General features: G+C 71.5%; 8 protein-coding genes and 1 tRNA gene. 1 reads left to right on the plus strand and 8 read right to left on the minus strand.

The features are described from left to right. Window positions 1-13: 13 nt before the first annotated feature. The 6 genes from recD to INR38_RS25950 all read right to left on the minus strand — a co-directional run bounded on the left by recD (window position 14) and on the right by INR38_RS25950 (window position 11,727). The gene (gene recD, locus INR38_RS25925) at window positions 14-2,179 is read right to left on the minus strand and encodes an exodeoxyribonuclease V subunit alpha (protein ID WP_207444346.1); all 2,166 of its coding nucleotides are present in this window, start codon (window positions 2,177-2,179) and stop codon (window positions 14-16) included. Beyond that, window positions 2,176-6,024, minus strand: a complete 3,849-nt coding sequence (gene recB / locus INR38_RS25930; protein WP_207444347.1) for an exodeoxyribonuclease V subunit beta — start codon at window positions 6,022-6,024, stop codon at window positions 2,176-2,178. Before recB ends, recD begins: the two co-directional genes overlap by 4 nt. Beyond that, window positions 6,021-9,545, minus strand: a complete 3,525-nt coding sequence (recC, locus tag INR38_RS25935; protein WP_207444348.1) for an exodeoxyribonuclease V subunit gamma — start codon at window positions 9,543-9,545, stop codon at window positions 6,021-6,023. Before recC ends, recB begins: the two co-directional genes overlap by 4 nt. Window positions 9,546-9,615: 70 nt before the next feature. After that, window positions 9,616-10,068: a hypothetical protein gene (locus INR38_RS25940; RefSeq protein ID WP_207444349.1), complete on the minus strand. Its 453-nt coding sequence runs from the start codon at window positions 10,066-10,068 to the stop codon at window positions 9,616-9,618. After that, entirely contained in the window at window positions 10,065-10,517 is a 453-nt protein-coding gene (locus INR38_RS25945; protein ID WP_207444350.1) for an Rrf2 family transcriptional regulator, read from the minus strand. Before INR38_RS25945 ends, INR38_RS25940 begins: the two co-directional genes overlap by 4 nt. Before the next feature lie 13 nt (window positions 10,518-10,530). Beyond that, the gene (locus INR38_RS25950) at window positions 10,531-11,727 is read right to left on the minus strand and encodes an NnrS family protein (RefSeq protein WP_207444351.1); all 1,197 of its coding nucleotides are present in this window, start codon (window positions 11,725-11,727) and stop codon (window positions 10,531-10,533) included. A 121-nt stretch (window positions 11,728-11,848) separates the two neighbouring features. Here INR38_RS25950 and INR38_RS25955 point away from each other — a divergent pair, with 121 nt between their 5' ends. After that, a complete protein-coding gene (locus INR38_RS25955; RefSeq protein ID WP_207444352.1) occupies window positions 11,849-12,187 on the plus strand; it encodes a cupin domain-containing protein in 339 nt (112 codons plus the stop codon). A 104-nt stretch (window positions 12,188-12,291) separates the two neighbouring features. Here the strand turns inward: INR38_RS25955 and INR38_RS25960 are convergent. Together INR38_RS25960 and INR38_RS25965 are read right to left on the minus strand one after the other, a co-directional pair. After that, window positions 12,292-12,367 (minus strand) — tRNA-Phe (locus INR38_RS25960). A 66-nt stretch (window positions 12,368-12,433) separates the two neighbouring features. Further along, window positions 12,434-13,105: a response regulator gene (locus tag INR38_RS25965; protein ID WP_012202448.1), complete on the minus strand. Its 672-nt coding sequence runs from the start codon at window positions 13,103-13,105 to the stop codon at window positions 12,434-12,436. Between the last annotated feature and the right edge of the window lie 8 nt (window positions 13,106-13,113).

Raw genomic sequence — 13,113 nt, forward strand, 5'->3', positions numbered from 1 at the left:
CGCCCTGCCCGCCTCAGTCCTGCAGCCAGCGCAGCAGCCCGCTGGCGCGCTGCGTGGGGCTGCCAACGGCCGAGGCCAGTAGGCCCGGCACCTCGGAGAACAGCGAGAAGGCCTGGCGGGCGCGCGTGATGCCGGTGTAGACCAGCTCGCGCCCCAGCACGCTGCCGCCGCGCGAGGGCAGCACCAGGGCCGTGTGCTCGAACTCCGAGCCCTGGCTTTTGTGCACCGTCATGGCGAAGGCAGTCTCCACATGGGCCAGGCGGCTGACACCGACCGAGCGCAGCTCGTCACCCTGCAGGAAGTACACGCGCAGCGGCTGCCCGGGCCCACCCTGCGGGGCCCCCTGTGACCCACCCTGCGATCCACCCAGCAGCGCAATGCCGATGTCACCGTTGAACACGCCCAGCTGCGCATCGTTGCGCGTGACCATGACGGGCCGGCCCGCATACCATTCGCCGCTGCGGCGGATCGCGCCCTGCGCTTCCAGGGCCTGCTCCACCGCCCGGTTGAGGCCGGACACGCCCCAGTCCCCCTCGCGCACGGCGCACAGCAGCCGGAAGCGCTCGAAGGCCTGCAGCACATCGACCACCCAGGCCCGGTGCGCGGCCTCGTAGTCGCCGTCCGCAGCCGGCCTGTTTTGCAGCGCCCTGGCATACAGCGCATAGCTGGCCAGGCCGCCACGCCCGCGCACGGCCAGTTCGGTCACGGCCTGCACGCCGCCGCCCTGGCGCTCCCAGAGTTCGGAGTGCGTACCGCCTTGCGTGCCGGCATCGAGCAAGGCCTGGGCCTGCGCGGCGTGGCCGGCATTCACGGCGCGCGCCAACTGGCCGATGGGACCACCGAAGCGCCGGCTTTCGCGCAGCATGACGGTGTGCTGCGCAAGAGCCGGCGGCCGGTCGCCTGCCGGCGCCGCGAACTGCGGCGGCACCGCCTGGCCGGCCACGCGCAGCGCATAGTCCAGCGTGTCCGGCAGGTAGCGTCCGGCCTGGGCATCGCGGCACAGGTCGCCCAGCACGGCGCCCGCCTCCACCGATGCCAGCTGGTCCTTGTCGCCCAGCAGCACCAGGCGGGCGCCGGCCGGCAGTGCCTCCAGCAGCGCCGCCATCATCTCCAGGTGGACCATGGAGGCCTCATCGACGATGAGCACGTCCACGTCCAGTTGCCGCCCCGCATGGAATCCCCAGTGCCGCGTATCGGGCCGCGCACCCAGCATGGAGTGCAGGGTGCGCGCCGCGCCCATGCGCTGCACCAGGCCCGCCAGGTCGATCTCGCCGCCCATGCTGCCCTGCAATTGCAGCAAGGCCCCGTCAATCGATTGCTTCAGGCGCGCAGCCGCCTTGCCCGTGGGCGCGGCCAGGGCCACGCGCAGCTGGCCGGCGTCGGGCGCCGTGGCAAACAGCAGGGCCAGCAGCCGCGCGGCGGTATAGGTCTTGCCGGTGCCGGGGCCGCCCGTGATCACCGACAGCCGGCCGCGCAGCGCCAGCGCGCAGGCCAGCTTCTGCCAGTCCACAGTGCCAGCGTCCGCCGCAGGCGGGAACAGGCGGTCCAGCCAGCGCCGGGCCAGGGCTTCGTCCAGCGGCTGGCCGGCCACGGCCTGCGCCGCCGTGCGCTGGATGACATGGGTGGCCACGGCGCGCTCGTAGTCCCAGTAGCGGCGCAGGTACAGCAGCGGCGCGGGGCCGTCGGCACCGGCCAGCACCAGGGGCTGGCCAAGGTCCTCGCCGCCATCCTGGCCCGCGTCGCCGATCACGCGCACCACGGGGCTGGCACCCAGCGCCGCCACCCAGCCGGACAGGCGAGCGGGCAGCATCTGCCACAGGGCCTGCTGCGCGGGCAGCGCCTCGGCGGGCCAAGCCAGCACGTCGTTGGGGTTGCCGGCCAGCGGCGCCAGGGGCAGGCAGCTGTGGCCGCGCCCCTCCATCTGCGCCAGCAGCGCGGCGGCCACCAGCAAGGCGGGCCCGGCCTGCGCATCCTGCCCGGCGACGAAGGAGGCCAGCGCCGCATCCAGGCGCCGCAGCAGGCCGGCATCGGCCCAGCGGCGCAGCAGGGCCAGCACCTCATTGGTGTCTGGCGGCACAGCGCCCAGCGAGTCGTCGTCCGGCGAGTCGTCGCTCGGCCGTTCATCGAACAGGTCCAGCGTGGCCGTATCGACGGTCCGCGAACGGGGGCGCGGGCTCATGGCGGCTCCTGCATATCGGCGCGGCCGGGGCCGAGCAGTTCATCGAGCGCATCGAGCAGGGGCAGCTCGGGCGCCATGGCATGCATGCCACCGGCCGGGCCATCGATGCCGCGCAGAAAGTAGTACAGCGCGCCGCCCAGCTGGCGCTGCGGCTCGTAGGCCGTGCCCAGCCGGCTGCGCAGCAGCCGGTGCAGGGCCAGCAGGTAGAGCGCGGCCTGCACGTCGTAGCGATGGTGGAGCATGGCGCGGGCCAGGGCCTCCTGGCCGTAGGCGGCGCCGTCCGGGCCCAGGTGGTTGCTCTTGTAGTCAAGCACCCAGTAGCGGCCCTCGTGGCAGAACACCAGGTCGGCAAAGCCCATGAGCATGCCGTGCAGCGAGCGCTGGGGCAGCGCGGGCCGGTCCTGCCCCGGCAGGATGAAGCGCCGGCAAAGCTGGTCGATGCGCTCGGCCGGCAGCTGGCGCGCGGGCAGCCAGAACTCCATCTCGGACAGTTGCGGGCCCAGCGTGGCCAGCGTGACATCGAGCGGCGCCAGCGGCTGGTGGACCACGGCCGTGAGCCAGGCCAGCAGGTCGCGCGCCTGCTCGCCCCGGCCCGCGCGCTCGCAGCGGCGCACCAGGCGATCAGCGAGCGCACCCTGGCCGTCCACGGGCAGGGCAAAGTCTTCGCCGCCCAGCCATTCAAGCTGATCGTGCACGAAGTTGCCGACCACGGGGCCGCGCAGAAAGCGGTGCCAGACCGCAGGCCCAGCGGCCGGTCCATCCTGCAGGGGCTGCAGGCCCGCCAGGCCGGCAATGTCCGCCAGTTCCGGCGATGGCGGCGGCTCCAGCGCCTGCTCATCCTCGGCCGGGCGCTGCACGGCTACGGGCAGCACGGGCAGGCTGGGCGCGGCCATGGCACGCACCAGGGCCGAGAAGCTGCCGATGCCCCAGCGGGTGTCGAAGCGCGCGTCGTAGGCCGGGGCATCGTGCAGCGGGGTGGCGCCAGCCGGTGGCTGCCAGCGCGTGCGCTGCAGTGGCCCGGCATCCAGGTCGCGCCAGGCCATGTGCGGGTCTTCGCCGCACAGCTGCTGCAGGCCGTCGCGCCAGCCCTGGGCCGAGCGCGGCTCGGTGCCGCCCAGCAGGTAGCCGGCTGCGCCCTGCTCGTTCACGCAGGCCTTGCCGTTGCCGCGCTTGAGCGGGGCCAGGCCCAGCCACAGCGCATGGCGCGGGCGGGTAAGCGCCACATAGAACAGGCGCAGGTCCTCGCGCAGCCGCTCGCGGTCGGCCTGGGCAAGCTCCTCGTCGCTGAAGTCCAGCAGCAATCGGCGGGCCGGAGCCGCGTCGTCTTGCGACTCGTCCTGCGCGGACAGGGTCAGGAAGGGCGTCCTGGCCCGTTCCATGGGGCGGAAGCTGCCCGCAAACGGCAGGCAGACCAGCGGGTACTCCAGGCCCTTGCTCTTGTGCACGGTGACGAGCTTGACCAGGTCGGCATCGCTTTCCAGGCGCACCACCTGCTCTTCGCTGCCGCTGCCCGGCGTCTCGATCTGGGTGGCCAGCCAGCGGATCAGGGCCTGCTCGCCCTCCAGCTGGGCGCTGGCGGTCTGCAGCAGCTCGGCCAGGTGCAGGTAGTTGGTCAGGCGCCGCTCGCCGCCCATGGCCGGGTCCTGCAGCCAGCGCACGGGCAGGTCCAGCCGGTACAGGGTCTGGCGCAGCATGGCCAGCACGCCCAGGCGCAGCCAGATGCTGTGCAGTTCGCGCAGCTGCTCGCTGCGCACGTCAAAGGCTTCCTCTTCGGCGGCCAGCCAGGCCAGCTCGTCCAGCGACAGGCCGATGAGCCGCGTGGCCAGGCCCGCGCGCACGGCCTGGGCATCCAGCGGCGCGGCGACGGCGCGCAGCCAGTACAGCAGGTCATGGGCCTCGTCGCTGGCGAACACCGAATCCTGGTCCGACAGGTAGACCGAGGCCACGGCGCGCGCCTGCAGTTCTCGGCGCACGGCGGCCGCCTCCCGGCCCGTGCGCACCAGCACGGCGATGTCGGCGGGCCGCAGGCGCACAAGGCGGCCATCGGGCTGCACAAAGCCGGCCTGCGGGTCGGCCAGCCACTGCACGATCTGCTCGGCGCAATGGGCCGCAAAGCGCCGCCGTACCTCGTCGGCCGACAAAGGCAGGGGAATGCCGGTGTCCTCGTCGCGGCCCGCACTCCAGGCCACGGTGAGGGCGGGCATGGCGCCGTCGCGCGTGTGCAGCAGCTCGCGCCGGCCCTGGGCGGCCACGGGCTCGAACGGCAGCGGGTTGTGGCTGCCGCGCCGGAACATGAAGGCGCCCTCACCCGGCCGCTGCTCGGCCTGCGCGAACCAATGGTTGACGGCGCCCACCAGCGCCTGGGTAGAGCGGTAGTTGGTGCCCAGCACGTAGTGGCGGCCCTCGGTGGCACGGCGCGCCTGCAGGTAGCTGTGGATGTCGGCGCCGCGAAAGCCGTAGATGGACTGCTTGGGGTCGCCGATCAGCAGCAGGGCGCTGTGCGGGTCGTTGGCCGCCGTGCGGTAGATCTGGTCGAACAGGCGGTACTGCAGCGGCGAGGTGTCCTGGAATTCATCGATCAACGCCACCGGGTACTGGGCCAGGATGCGCTCGCGCAGCACGGCGCCGTTGTCGCCGGCCAGGGCCGTGTCCAGGCGCTGCAGCATGTCGGCAAAGCCGAAGCTGCCAGCCTGGCGCTTGAGGTGGGCCAGCCGCTGCGCCACGCGCGCGGCCGCATGCAGGCGCACGGCCACGCTGACGGGCGGCAATTGCTCCAGTTGCAGCAGCAGCGCCTGCAGCTCGTCCAGCTCCAGCGGCATGAGCACATCGCCGGCCGATCCCTTGAAGGCCTCGGCCAGGCCCTCGGGGCTGAGGCGGTGGCGCGCGGCCTCGGTCAGCGCCAGCGGGCCGTCCAGCGGCGCGCGCGACCAGTCGGCCAGCGCGGCAAGCCAGCCGGTGTAGCGCGCGGGCTGCAGCTTGCGCTTGTCCCACAGCGCGCCATGGCCGTCGAGCTGTCCATCCAGCCACAGTTGCAGGCGCTGTGCCTTGTCGTCCCAGCCGGCCGCCAGGGCCAGCAGGCGGCTGCGGCGCTGCTCCATGGCGCGCTGCAGGCAGTCGGCCAGGCTGCCCTCGCCCGCGCCGGGCACGGGGGGCTCGCGCAGCAGGGCGCGCATGTCATCGACCAGAGCGCCGACGTGGGGCCAGATCTTCAGGGCCTCGTCCAGCAACTCGTCGGACAGCGGGTAGCACTGCTGGCGCCAGTAGTCCTGCGCGGCCTCGGTCTGGCGCTGGCTTTCGTCGGGCTCCAGCGTTTCGTCGAAGAGGTTGCCGCTGTCGAAGGCATGCTCGCGCAGCATGCGCTGGCACCAGGCGTCGATGGTGTGGATGGCCGCGTCGTCCATGCATTCAGCCGCCATGGCCAGGCGCCAGGCCGCGCGTTCACGGGCCGCGCCTTCGGGGTAGGCCTCGCGCAGCGCGTGCAGGAAGGCGTCGTGGGGCGCGGGCTCGGCCTCGCCGCGAAAGCACTGCACGGCCTCGATCAGGCGCTTGCGTATGCGGTCGGACAGCTCGCGCGTGGCCGCGCGCGTGAAGGTCATGACGAGGATGTCGGGTGGCATCAGCGGGCGCTCGAAGGCCGTGCTGCTGATGCCGTCCAGGCTGCCCTCGCCATGCCCCAGCACCAGGCGCAGGTAGAGCGCGGCAATGGTCCAGGTCTTGCCGGTGCCGGCGCTGGCCTCGATCAGGCGGCTGCCCCACAGCGGGAAGCGCTGTGCGTCGAGCACATGGCCGGTCACGTCGCCGTCCACATCGCCGGTCGCGGCGCCGATCATTTCGCTCGCGCTCATTGCGCCTCCCCCTGGTACGGCAGGACCTGCACCTGCGCGGCCACCCAGTCGAGCAGCGGCGCGTGGGCGGCATGGGCCAGGGCCTCGAAACGGCCATCGGCGCTCAGCCGTTCGAAGTCCGGGTAGCAGCGGGCCCAGGACGGGTCCTCGCCTTCGCCGCCGACCAGATGGCCGCCCTCATAGGCCTGCTGGGCCGCTGCGGGAAAGCCTTCGGCCATGGCCAGGCCGCTGCGCAGCGGCAGGGGCAGCGGGCCGTTCTGGCCTTCGCGCCACAGGGCCATCAATTCACGCAGCCGTGCCAGCGCGTCGGAGGGGTCCATGGGCAGGACCTGCACCAGGCCGTCGCGCGCCACCACGCGCAACTCGGCCTGCGAGCCGCTGGCGGCCAGCGCCAGGCTGCGCAGGTAGACCGGCATGAGCTTGTCGGCATGGGGCCTGCCCTTGGCATTGAGCAGGTTGCGCGGGTCCAGCAGCAGCCAGCACTGTGCGTCGTCCGCATCGGGGGACTCTTCGGTTTCGCAGGACTGGCGCAGCCCGTCGATCCAGTCGTCGAACACCAGGCCATCGTCCTCGATCAGCAGCCGCCTGCGCGGCGCGGGATGGGCATACCGATCCAGTTGCTGGCGCCAGGCCCGCAGCGAAGGCGTGACCGAGGACTGCAGCGCCCGCGCGCCGCGCTCGCCCAGCCCCGCCAGCGGCAGCCGCCCCGAGCGCGTGAGGCGCGCCACGGCCGCTCGCACGCTGTCTTCCATGGCCTGGGGCGCCTGCCCGGGCTCGTCCAGGCCGGCCGCCACCTGCTGCTGCAACTGCTGCACCAGCAGGTATTCGGTCAGGCCGTCGAGCTGGAACAGCTCCTCGTCCACCACGGGGTTGTCCTCCTGCTGGAAGCGCACCTGCAGGCGCTGGCGCAGGTAGGCGCGCGCCGGGTGGCGCAGGAAATCGGTGAGCCGGGCCAGCGTCAGCGGTGCCGAGGCGTCGGGGACAAAGGGCGGGCGCGGCTGCGCGGGCAGCGGAGGCAACGCGTCCGTGCCGTCCGACTGAGCATGCGCGGCCCGCCATTCGCGCGCATAGGTGGTCCAGGGCGAGCCTTCTTCGAAATAGCGGCGGCTGAAGGGCTGCAGCGGGTGCTGCTGCGTGCGCTGCGCCAGCAGCGGCTGGCCGCCTTCGCCGCGCCAGCCCGTCTCCAGGTAGTCGCGCAGCTGGGAGACCAGGACCGAGGGCGGCTGCTCGCTGTTATCGCGCACATGGTGGCCGGTCCAGCTGATGTAGAGCGCGCGGCGTGCGGACAGCAGGGCTTCGAGCATGAGCTGGCGGTCATCGTCGCGGCGCGCGCGGTCGCCGGGGCGCTGCTGGCCGGGCAGCGCCATCAGGTCGAAGTCGCTGCGCATAGCGCGGCGCGGATAGTCGCCATCGTTCATGCCCAGCAGGCAGACCACCTCGAAGGGAATGGCCCGCATGGGCATCAGCGTGCAAAAGGTCACGCCACCGGCGCGAAAGCGCTGCGACAGCGAGGGCTGCTCCAGCGCCTGCATCCAGGCCTCCTGGGCCACGCCCAGTTCCACGGCGTCCGCATAGCCGGCCTGCTCGCAGGCGCGCTGCCAGTCCGTGAGGGCGGCGTCCAGCGCGGCCAGCATGGCCTCGTCCTCATCGTCCTGCGCCTTGAAGAAGTCCTGCAGCAGTGCGCGAAAGCGCTGAGCCCAGACCTCGGGCGTGGCGGGCCGCCCGGCCTCGCGCCACCAGGCCAGCATGCGCTCCAGCAGCGCGGCCAGCACGCCGGCCAGCTCGGCCGACAGGCCGCCCACTTCGTCATAGGGCTCGATGCCGCCAAAGGCCTGGCCGTCCTGCGCCACGCCGCCGGCATAGCCCAGCAGCATGCGCTGCAGGCCGAACCAGGCGCTGTTGTGCTCGCCGCAAGCCTGCAGGCCCAGGGCGCCGCGCTGCGGCGCATTGAGTCCCCAGCGGATGCCGGCCCCGGCCATCCAGCGCGTGAGCTGGGGCAGGTCGTCGGCCGCCAGCCCCATGCGCGCGGCAATCGCTGGGACGTCCAGCAGATCGCACAGCTCGCTGAGCCGGCAGCGCTGCTGGGGCAGGCGCAGCAGCCATTGCAGGGCCACGGCCAGCGGGCTGCTGGCGCGCGCACCCAGGTCGGCGATGTCGAAGGGAATATGGCGCGGGTCATGGCGGCCGTACTGGCCGAAGACCGCGCGTATCGAGGGCGCGGCCGTCTCTATGGACGGCAGCATGACCACCACGTCACGCGGGGCCAGCGGCGCTTGCCCTGGCTGGGCAGGATCCGGTGGCCGGGCCAGCATCTGCAGCAGCTGGTCGTGCAGCACCTCCAGCTCGCGCACCACGCTGTGGGCGCTGTGAAAGACGATGGAGCGGTCGGCCCGCGCCACCTCCAGCGGCGGGTGCTCGGCCAGCGGCACCAGGTCGCGGATGCGCTGCTGCACCTGGGCCAGCAGCGGCGCGGTGCGCAGGTCCTCGGCATCCGTCTCGTCGAACAGGTCCACGCGTGGCATCTGCAGCTGCGCGGCGGCACCCGTGGTGTCGAAGGCGTCGAGCTGGCGCACATAGTCGCGGCTTTGCCGGCCCCAGGCGGCCAGCAGCGGATGGGCGTGGGCGTGCATGGCCTCCAGCGGCAGCTGCGCCAGATCACGCCCGCCGCGCAGCGGCTGGCGGCGCCGCGCCATGCGCAGCAGCTCGCGCCCGTCGATGGCGTCGGCCCAATGGAAGCAGCAGGGATTGGGCACGGCCAGCAGCACCTGGCTGTGGCGGGCAATGGCGGCCAGGAATTCCAGCAGGCTCAGCGGCAACTGGCTGATGCCGAACACCACCACGCGGCGCGCCAGCGGCGCGGCCGGCGCCTCGCCGGACTGCAGCGCGGCCAGCACCCTGCCCTGCAGGCGCGCGCGCGTGGCGCCGCGCTGGTCCTCGTCCAACTCGGCCAGCACGGCGCGCCACAGGCGCGGCTGCCACTGCTGGCCTTCGGGCACCGGGGCGTCCGCCACACCAGGGCGCAAGGGCATGGGCAGCACGTCATGCGCGGCCTCCCAGGCGTCCAGCCAGTCGGCGCGGTAGATCTGGTATTGGTCGAAAAGGTCGGCCAGGCGCTGGGCCAATTGCAGCAGCCGCTCGGGCTCGCCGGGGCGCAGAAAGCCTGCAATGGGGGCGAAGGCCGGGTCATGAAGGCACTGCGGCAGCAGGCGCATGAGCCGCCAGGTCATAGGTGTCTTGTCCAGCGGCGATTCGCGCGGCACGGCCTGGCGGCCCAGCACCTGGCGGTAGCTGCGCCAGACAAAGCGCGCGGGCAGTTCGACGCGCGCGGCGGCGCACACGCCCAGCTGCTCGGCCATGCGCATCTTGAACCACTCGGCCATGCCGTTGCTCTGCACCAGCACCACCTCGGGCTCCAGCACATCCAGCGGGTGCGCAGCCAGCCATGCCAGCACCGTGTCGGCCAGCACCTCCGTCTGATTCCCGTGCAGGGCGATCAAGCCCGGCTGCCAATGCGATGCCACCTCTGCGCCCCCGTGCTCCAAGCCATGCGAGCAGCGAGCTTAACGCGGGCAGAGCCTGCCTGCAGGCTGTTTACCAGTGCAGGTAGAACATGGCCTTGGCCAGCAGCACGATGGCCAGCACGTGACAGAACACGCTCAGGTGCAGGCGGTGCGAGCGGCGCCCGCCCAGCACACCGCGCCGGCGCCACCACATGGCCGCCAGGAAATGCCCGAACACGCTGAGCGCCAGCACGATCTTGAGCGCCAGCAGCAGGCCGAAGCTGCTGGCCAGCGGAGCGGCAAAGGCGGCAGCCAATGCCGCGCGGTGCTGCCAGGCCAGCCCCAGCCCCGCGCCGTACAGCACCATCAGCACCCAGGGCATGACGGCGACCGCGCGGTCGCCCAGCGCCTGCTCGGTGGCGCGCGCCACGACAGCGGGCAGATGGCGGCGCGCCCCGGCCAGCAGCACGACTTCGAAGAACACCGTGCCTGCAAAGGCAATGGCCGCCAGCAGGTGCAGGGTCAGCAGCAGTCCGTAGCTCATGCGCGGCTCCTTTGCGGCAGAGGCAGGGGCAGCGGCAGGGATGCGGGAGCCGGCAGCAGATCGGCCAGCGTGAAGCCGTCCAGATGGGCCATGAAGCTGTCCAGCGCCCCGCCCAGCACGCCGGCCAGCCGGCAGTCCTGCGCAAGCGTGCAGACAGGTGGGCTGGTGCCCGTGAAGCATTCGACGATGGCAAGGTCCGGCTCCATGCCGCGCACCACGTCGCCCAGGCCGATGTCGGCCGGCGCATGGGCCAGGCGCATGCCGCCGCCCTTGCCGCGCACGGTGACGATCCAGCCGCGCAGCGCCAACTGGTGCGTGACCTTCATGAGGTGGGCTTCGGAGATGGCATGGGCCTGGGCGATCTCGGCAATCGTGCACAGCCGCCCGGGGTGGCGCGCCACATGCATGAGCAGGCGCAGCGCGTAGTCGGTCATCAGGGTCAGGCGCATGGCAGGCCTGCGATCATGCCTGCCGGTCGGCACGCGGGCGCACCAGCAGCGGGGCGAAACGCCACAGGTACAGCGCAAAGGCCAATACCCAGGCAGCGGCCGAGGCATGCAGCGCCGCCAGCGACAGCGCCGTGGGCAGCAGGGCCGCCAGGCGCAGCACGGCAGCGGCAATGACCAGGGCATAGGCGGCGACCATGCTGCGGTCGGTGCGCAGCGGCAGGCCCAGGTGGCCCATCGACGTCCGTGTGCACATGCCTATGATGAGCAGGGCAAAGCCGCCCGCACCGATCACATGCACGGCCCAGGCGGGGCGCAGCACCCATCCGGCCGCATGCGCGCCGGCCACCAGCAGGCCCGCACCCAGCGCCCCGTGGCCCAGGTAGAGAATCCACAGCAGCGGCACGCGGCGCACGGCCTGGGGCTTCCAGGCCAGCACCTGCCACAGGGCGATCAGGCCTGCCACGGCCAGGCCGGCGGCCAGGCCCGGCCACCAGCCCGCCAGCAGGCAGGCGATGGCCACCACGCCCGCGCCCAGTTGCCATTGGCCGCTGGCCGTGTGCATGGGGATCTGCAGGCCGGACACGGCGCGCATGGCGAAGAAGGGGATCACGCGCCGCGCAATCAGCAGCGCAATCACGGCCATGCACAGCAGGCCGGCGTTGAAGCGCTGCATGAGCGAGCCGTAGTCGCCTTGCCAGATGGACCACAGGTACAGCGCATCGGCCACGCCCAGGCCCGCCAGCAGCAGGGGCAGCCCGTAGTTGCGCCGGCTGCGCGCCACCTGAATGGCACGGCCCAGCACCAGCGCGGCCCAGCAGAAGAAGGCCGTCTCGCACAGCGCGGCGACCGCAAAGGCCTGCGGCCCCGGCAGCAAGAAGCCTGCGCGGGCCACCAGCCACAGCAGGCACAGCGCGCCCAATGCCCGGCCCTGCAGGGGGTTGCGCCCTGTCCAGTTGCTGCCCGCCGTGAACAGAAAGCCCACGGCAATGGTGGCCACGAAGGCCCACAGCATCTCGTGCGCATGCCAGAACACGCCGGGCATGCGCCCCGCGATCCACTGCGGCGCATAGACCCACAGCGCCACCGACAGTGCAGCCCAGAGGCAGCCCAGCAGGTACAGCGGCCGGAATCCCAGCTCCAGGAAGGCCTTCCATTGCGGTGCCGGCTCCCGGGTTCGCAGGGGTTCCTCCAGTTCCAGCCATTGCGCCATGATGTCCACTCCTTCCGGCCCGCCGTGCGTCTGCATAAGATGTATTCAGCGTACATCTTCAGGCGCGCGGGCGGTGCCGCTGCGGCACCACCTTCTGACCCACATCAAGCAGGAGCCAAGCATGGCACTCGAACACGCAAAGCCACTGGATGTCATCGCCCTGCACGCCCGTGACGGCATGCACGTCAGCACCAGCCTGATCAGAACGCCCCAACTGCAGCTGCTTCGGCTGGTGCTGCCACCCGGCCATGCACTGCCGCGCCATCAGGTGCCCGGCGAGGCCACCATTCACTGCCTGGCGGGCGAAGCCGGCATCGCCACGCGCGTGGCCAGCCTGCGGCTGGTGGCCGGCTCGGTAGTGCTGGTGCCGGCGGGCGAACCCCATGACGTGCACGCCCGGGGCGAACAGGGCTGCGTGCTGCTGGTGACCGTGACAATGCAGCCGCCCCCGCCTGAGTGACTGAAGCGTGTGGCCTGGGCGTGCTGAACAACGGCAGGCTTTTCAGCAGCACAAAGAAAAACGGACCGCTTCTTGCGAAGCAGTCCGTAATTTTTTACTGAATTTGGTGGCCTGGGACGGAATCGAACCGCCGACACAAGGATTTTCAATCCTCTGCTCTACCGACTGAGCTACCGGGCCGAGAACTAGATTATATGCAGGATTTTTTGACCCAAAAACGAAAAAGCCAAAATTCCTTCAAAAAGTCTATCCGCGCTTGTTGCGGCCCAGGTCCACGCCCAGCTGGCGCAGCTTGCGGTACAGGTGGGTGCGCTCCAGGCCGGTCTTCTCGGCCACGCGTGTCATGGAGCCGCCTTCGCGTGCCAGGTGGAATTCGAAGTAGGCCTTCTCGAAGCCGTCGCGCGCCTCGCGCAGCGGGCGGTCCAGGTCGAACCCCTGGTGTGCATGCGGCACGTTGTTGTCCACCGGTACGCGGCTGGCCGCAGGCGTGACCACGGCCGCAGTGTCCGGCTCGACCACCGCCACGGGCGCTGCAGCCGGTGCCTGGCTGGCGGCGTTGCGCGCCAGGCCCTGCTCCACGGCCTTGAGCAGCTTTTGCATGGTGATGGGTTTTTCGAGGAAGGACAGCGCACCGATGCGCGTGGCCTCCACGGCCGTCTCGATGGTGGCGTGACCGCTCATCATGATCACGGGCATGGTCAGCAGACCTGCCGAGGCCCATTCCTTGAGCAGCGATACGCCATCGGTGTCGGGCATCCAGATGTCGAGAAGCACGAGGTCGTAGGTGTTGGAGGCGCGCGCCGAGCGTGCCTGACCGGCGTTCTCGGCCACGTCCACACTATGACCTTCGTCGTTGAGGATTTCCGACAACAAATCCCGGATCCCCAGTTCGTCGTCGACCACCAGTATGTTTGCCATGTGTCTTA

The sequence above is a fragment of the Delftia sp. SD018 genome, assembly GCF_017355445.1.
GTDB classification, from domain to species: domain Bacteria; phylum Pseudomonadota; class Gammaproteobacteria; order Burkholderiales; family Burkholderiaceae_C; genus Comamonas; species Comamonas acidovorans.

Coding starts and splice junctions, on each gene's coding strand:
- recD (WP_207444346.1), bottom strand. CDS start 2,179: ATGAGCCCGCGCCCCCGTTCGCGGACCGTCGATACGGCCACGCTGGAC.
- recB (WP_207444347.1), bottom strand. CDS start 6,024: ATGAGCGCGAGCGAAATGATCGGCGCCGCGACCGGCGATGTGGACGGC.
- INR38_RS25940 (WP_207444349.1), bottom strand. CDS start 10,068: ATGAGCTACGGACTGCTGCTGACCCTGCACCTGCTGGCGGCCATTGCC.
- INR38_RS25945 (WP_207444350.1), bottom strand. CDS start 10,517: ATGCGCCTGACCCTGATGACCGACTACGCGCTGCGCCTGCTCATGCAT.
- INR38_RS25950 (WP_207444351.1), bottom strand. CDS start 11,727: ATGGCGCAATGGCTGGAACTGGAGGAACCCCTGCGAACCCGGGAGCCG.
- INR38_RS25955 (WP_207444352.1), top strand. CDS start 11,849: ATGGCACTCGAACACGCAAAGCCACTGGATGTCATCGCCCTGCACGCC.
- INR38_RS25965 (WP_012202448.1), bottom strand. CDS start 13,105: ATGGCAAACATACTGGTGGTCGACGACGAACTGGGGATCCGGGATTTG.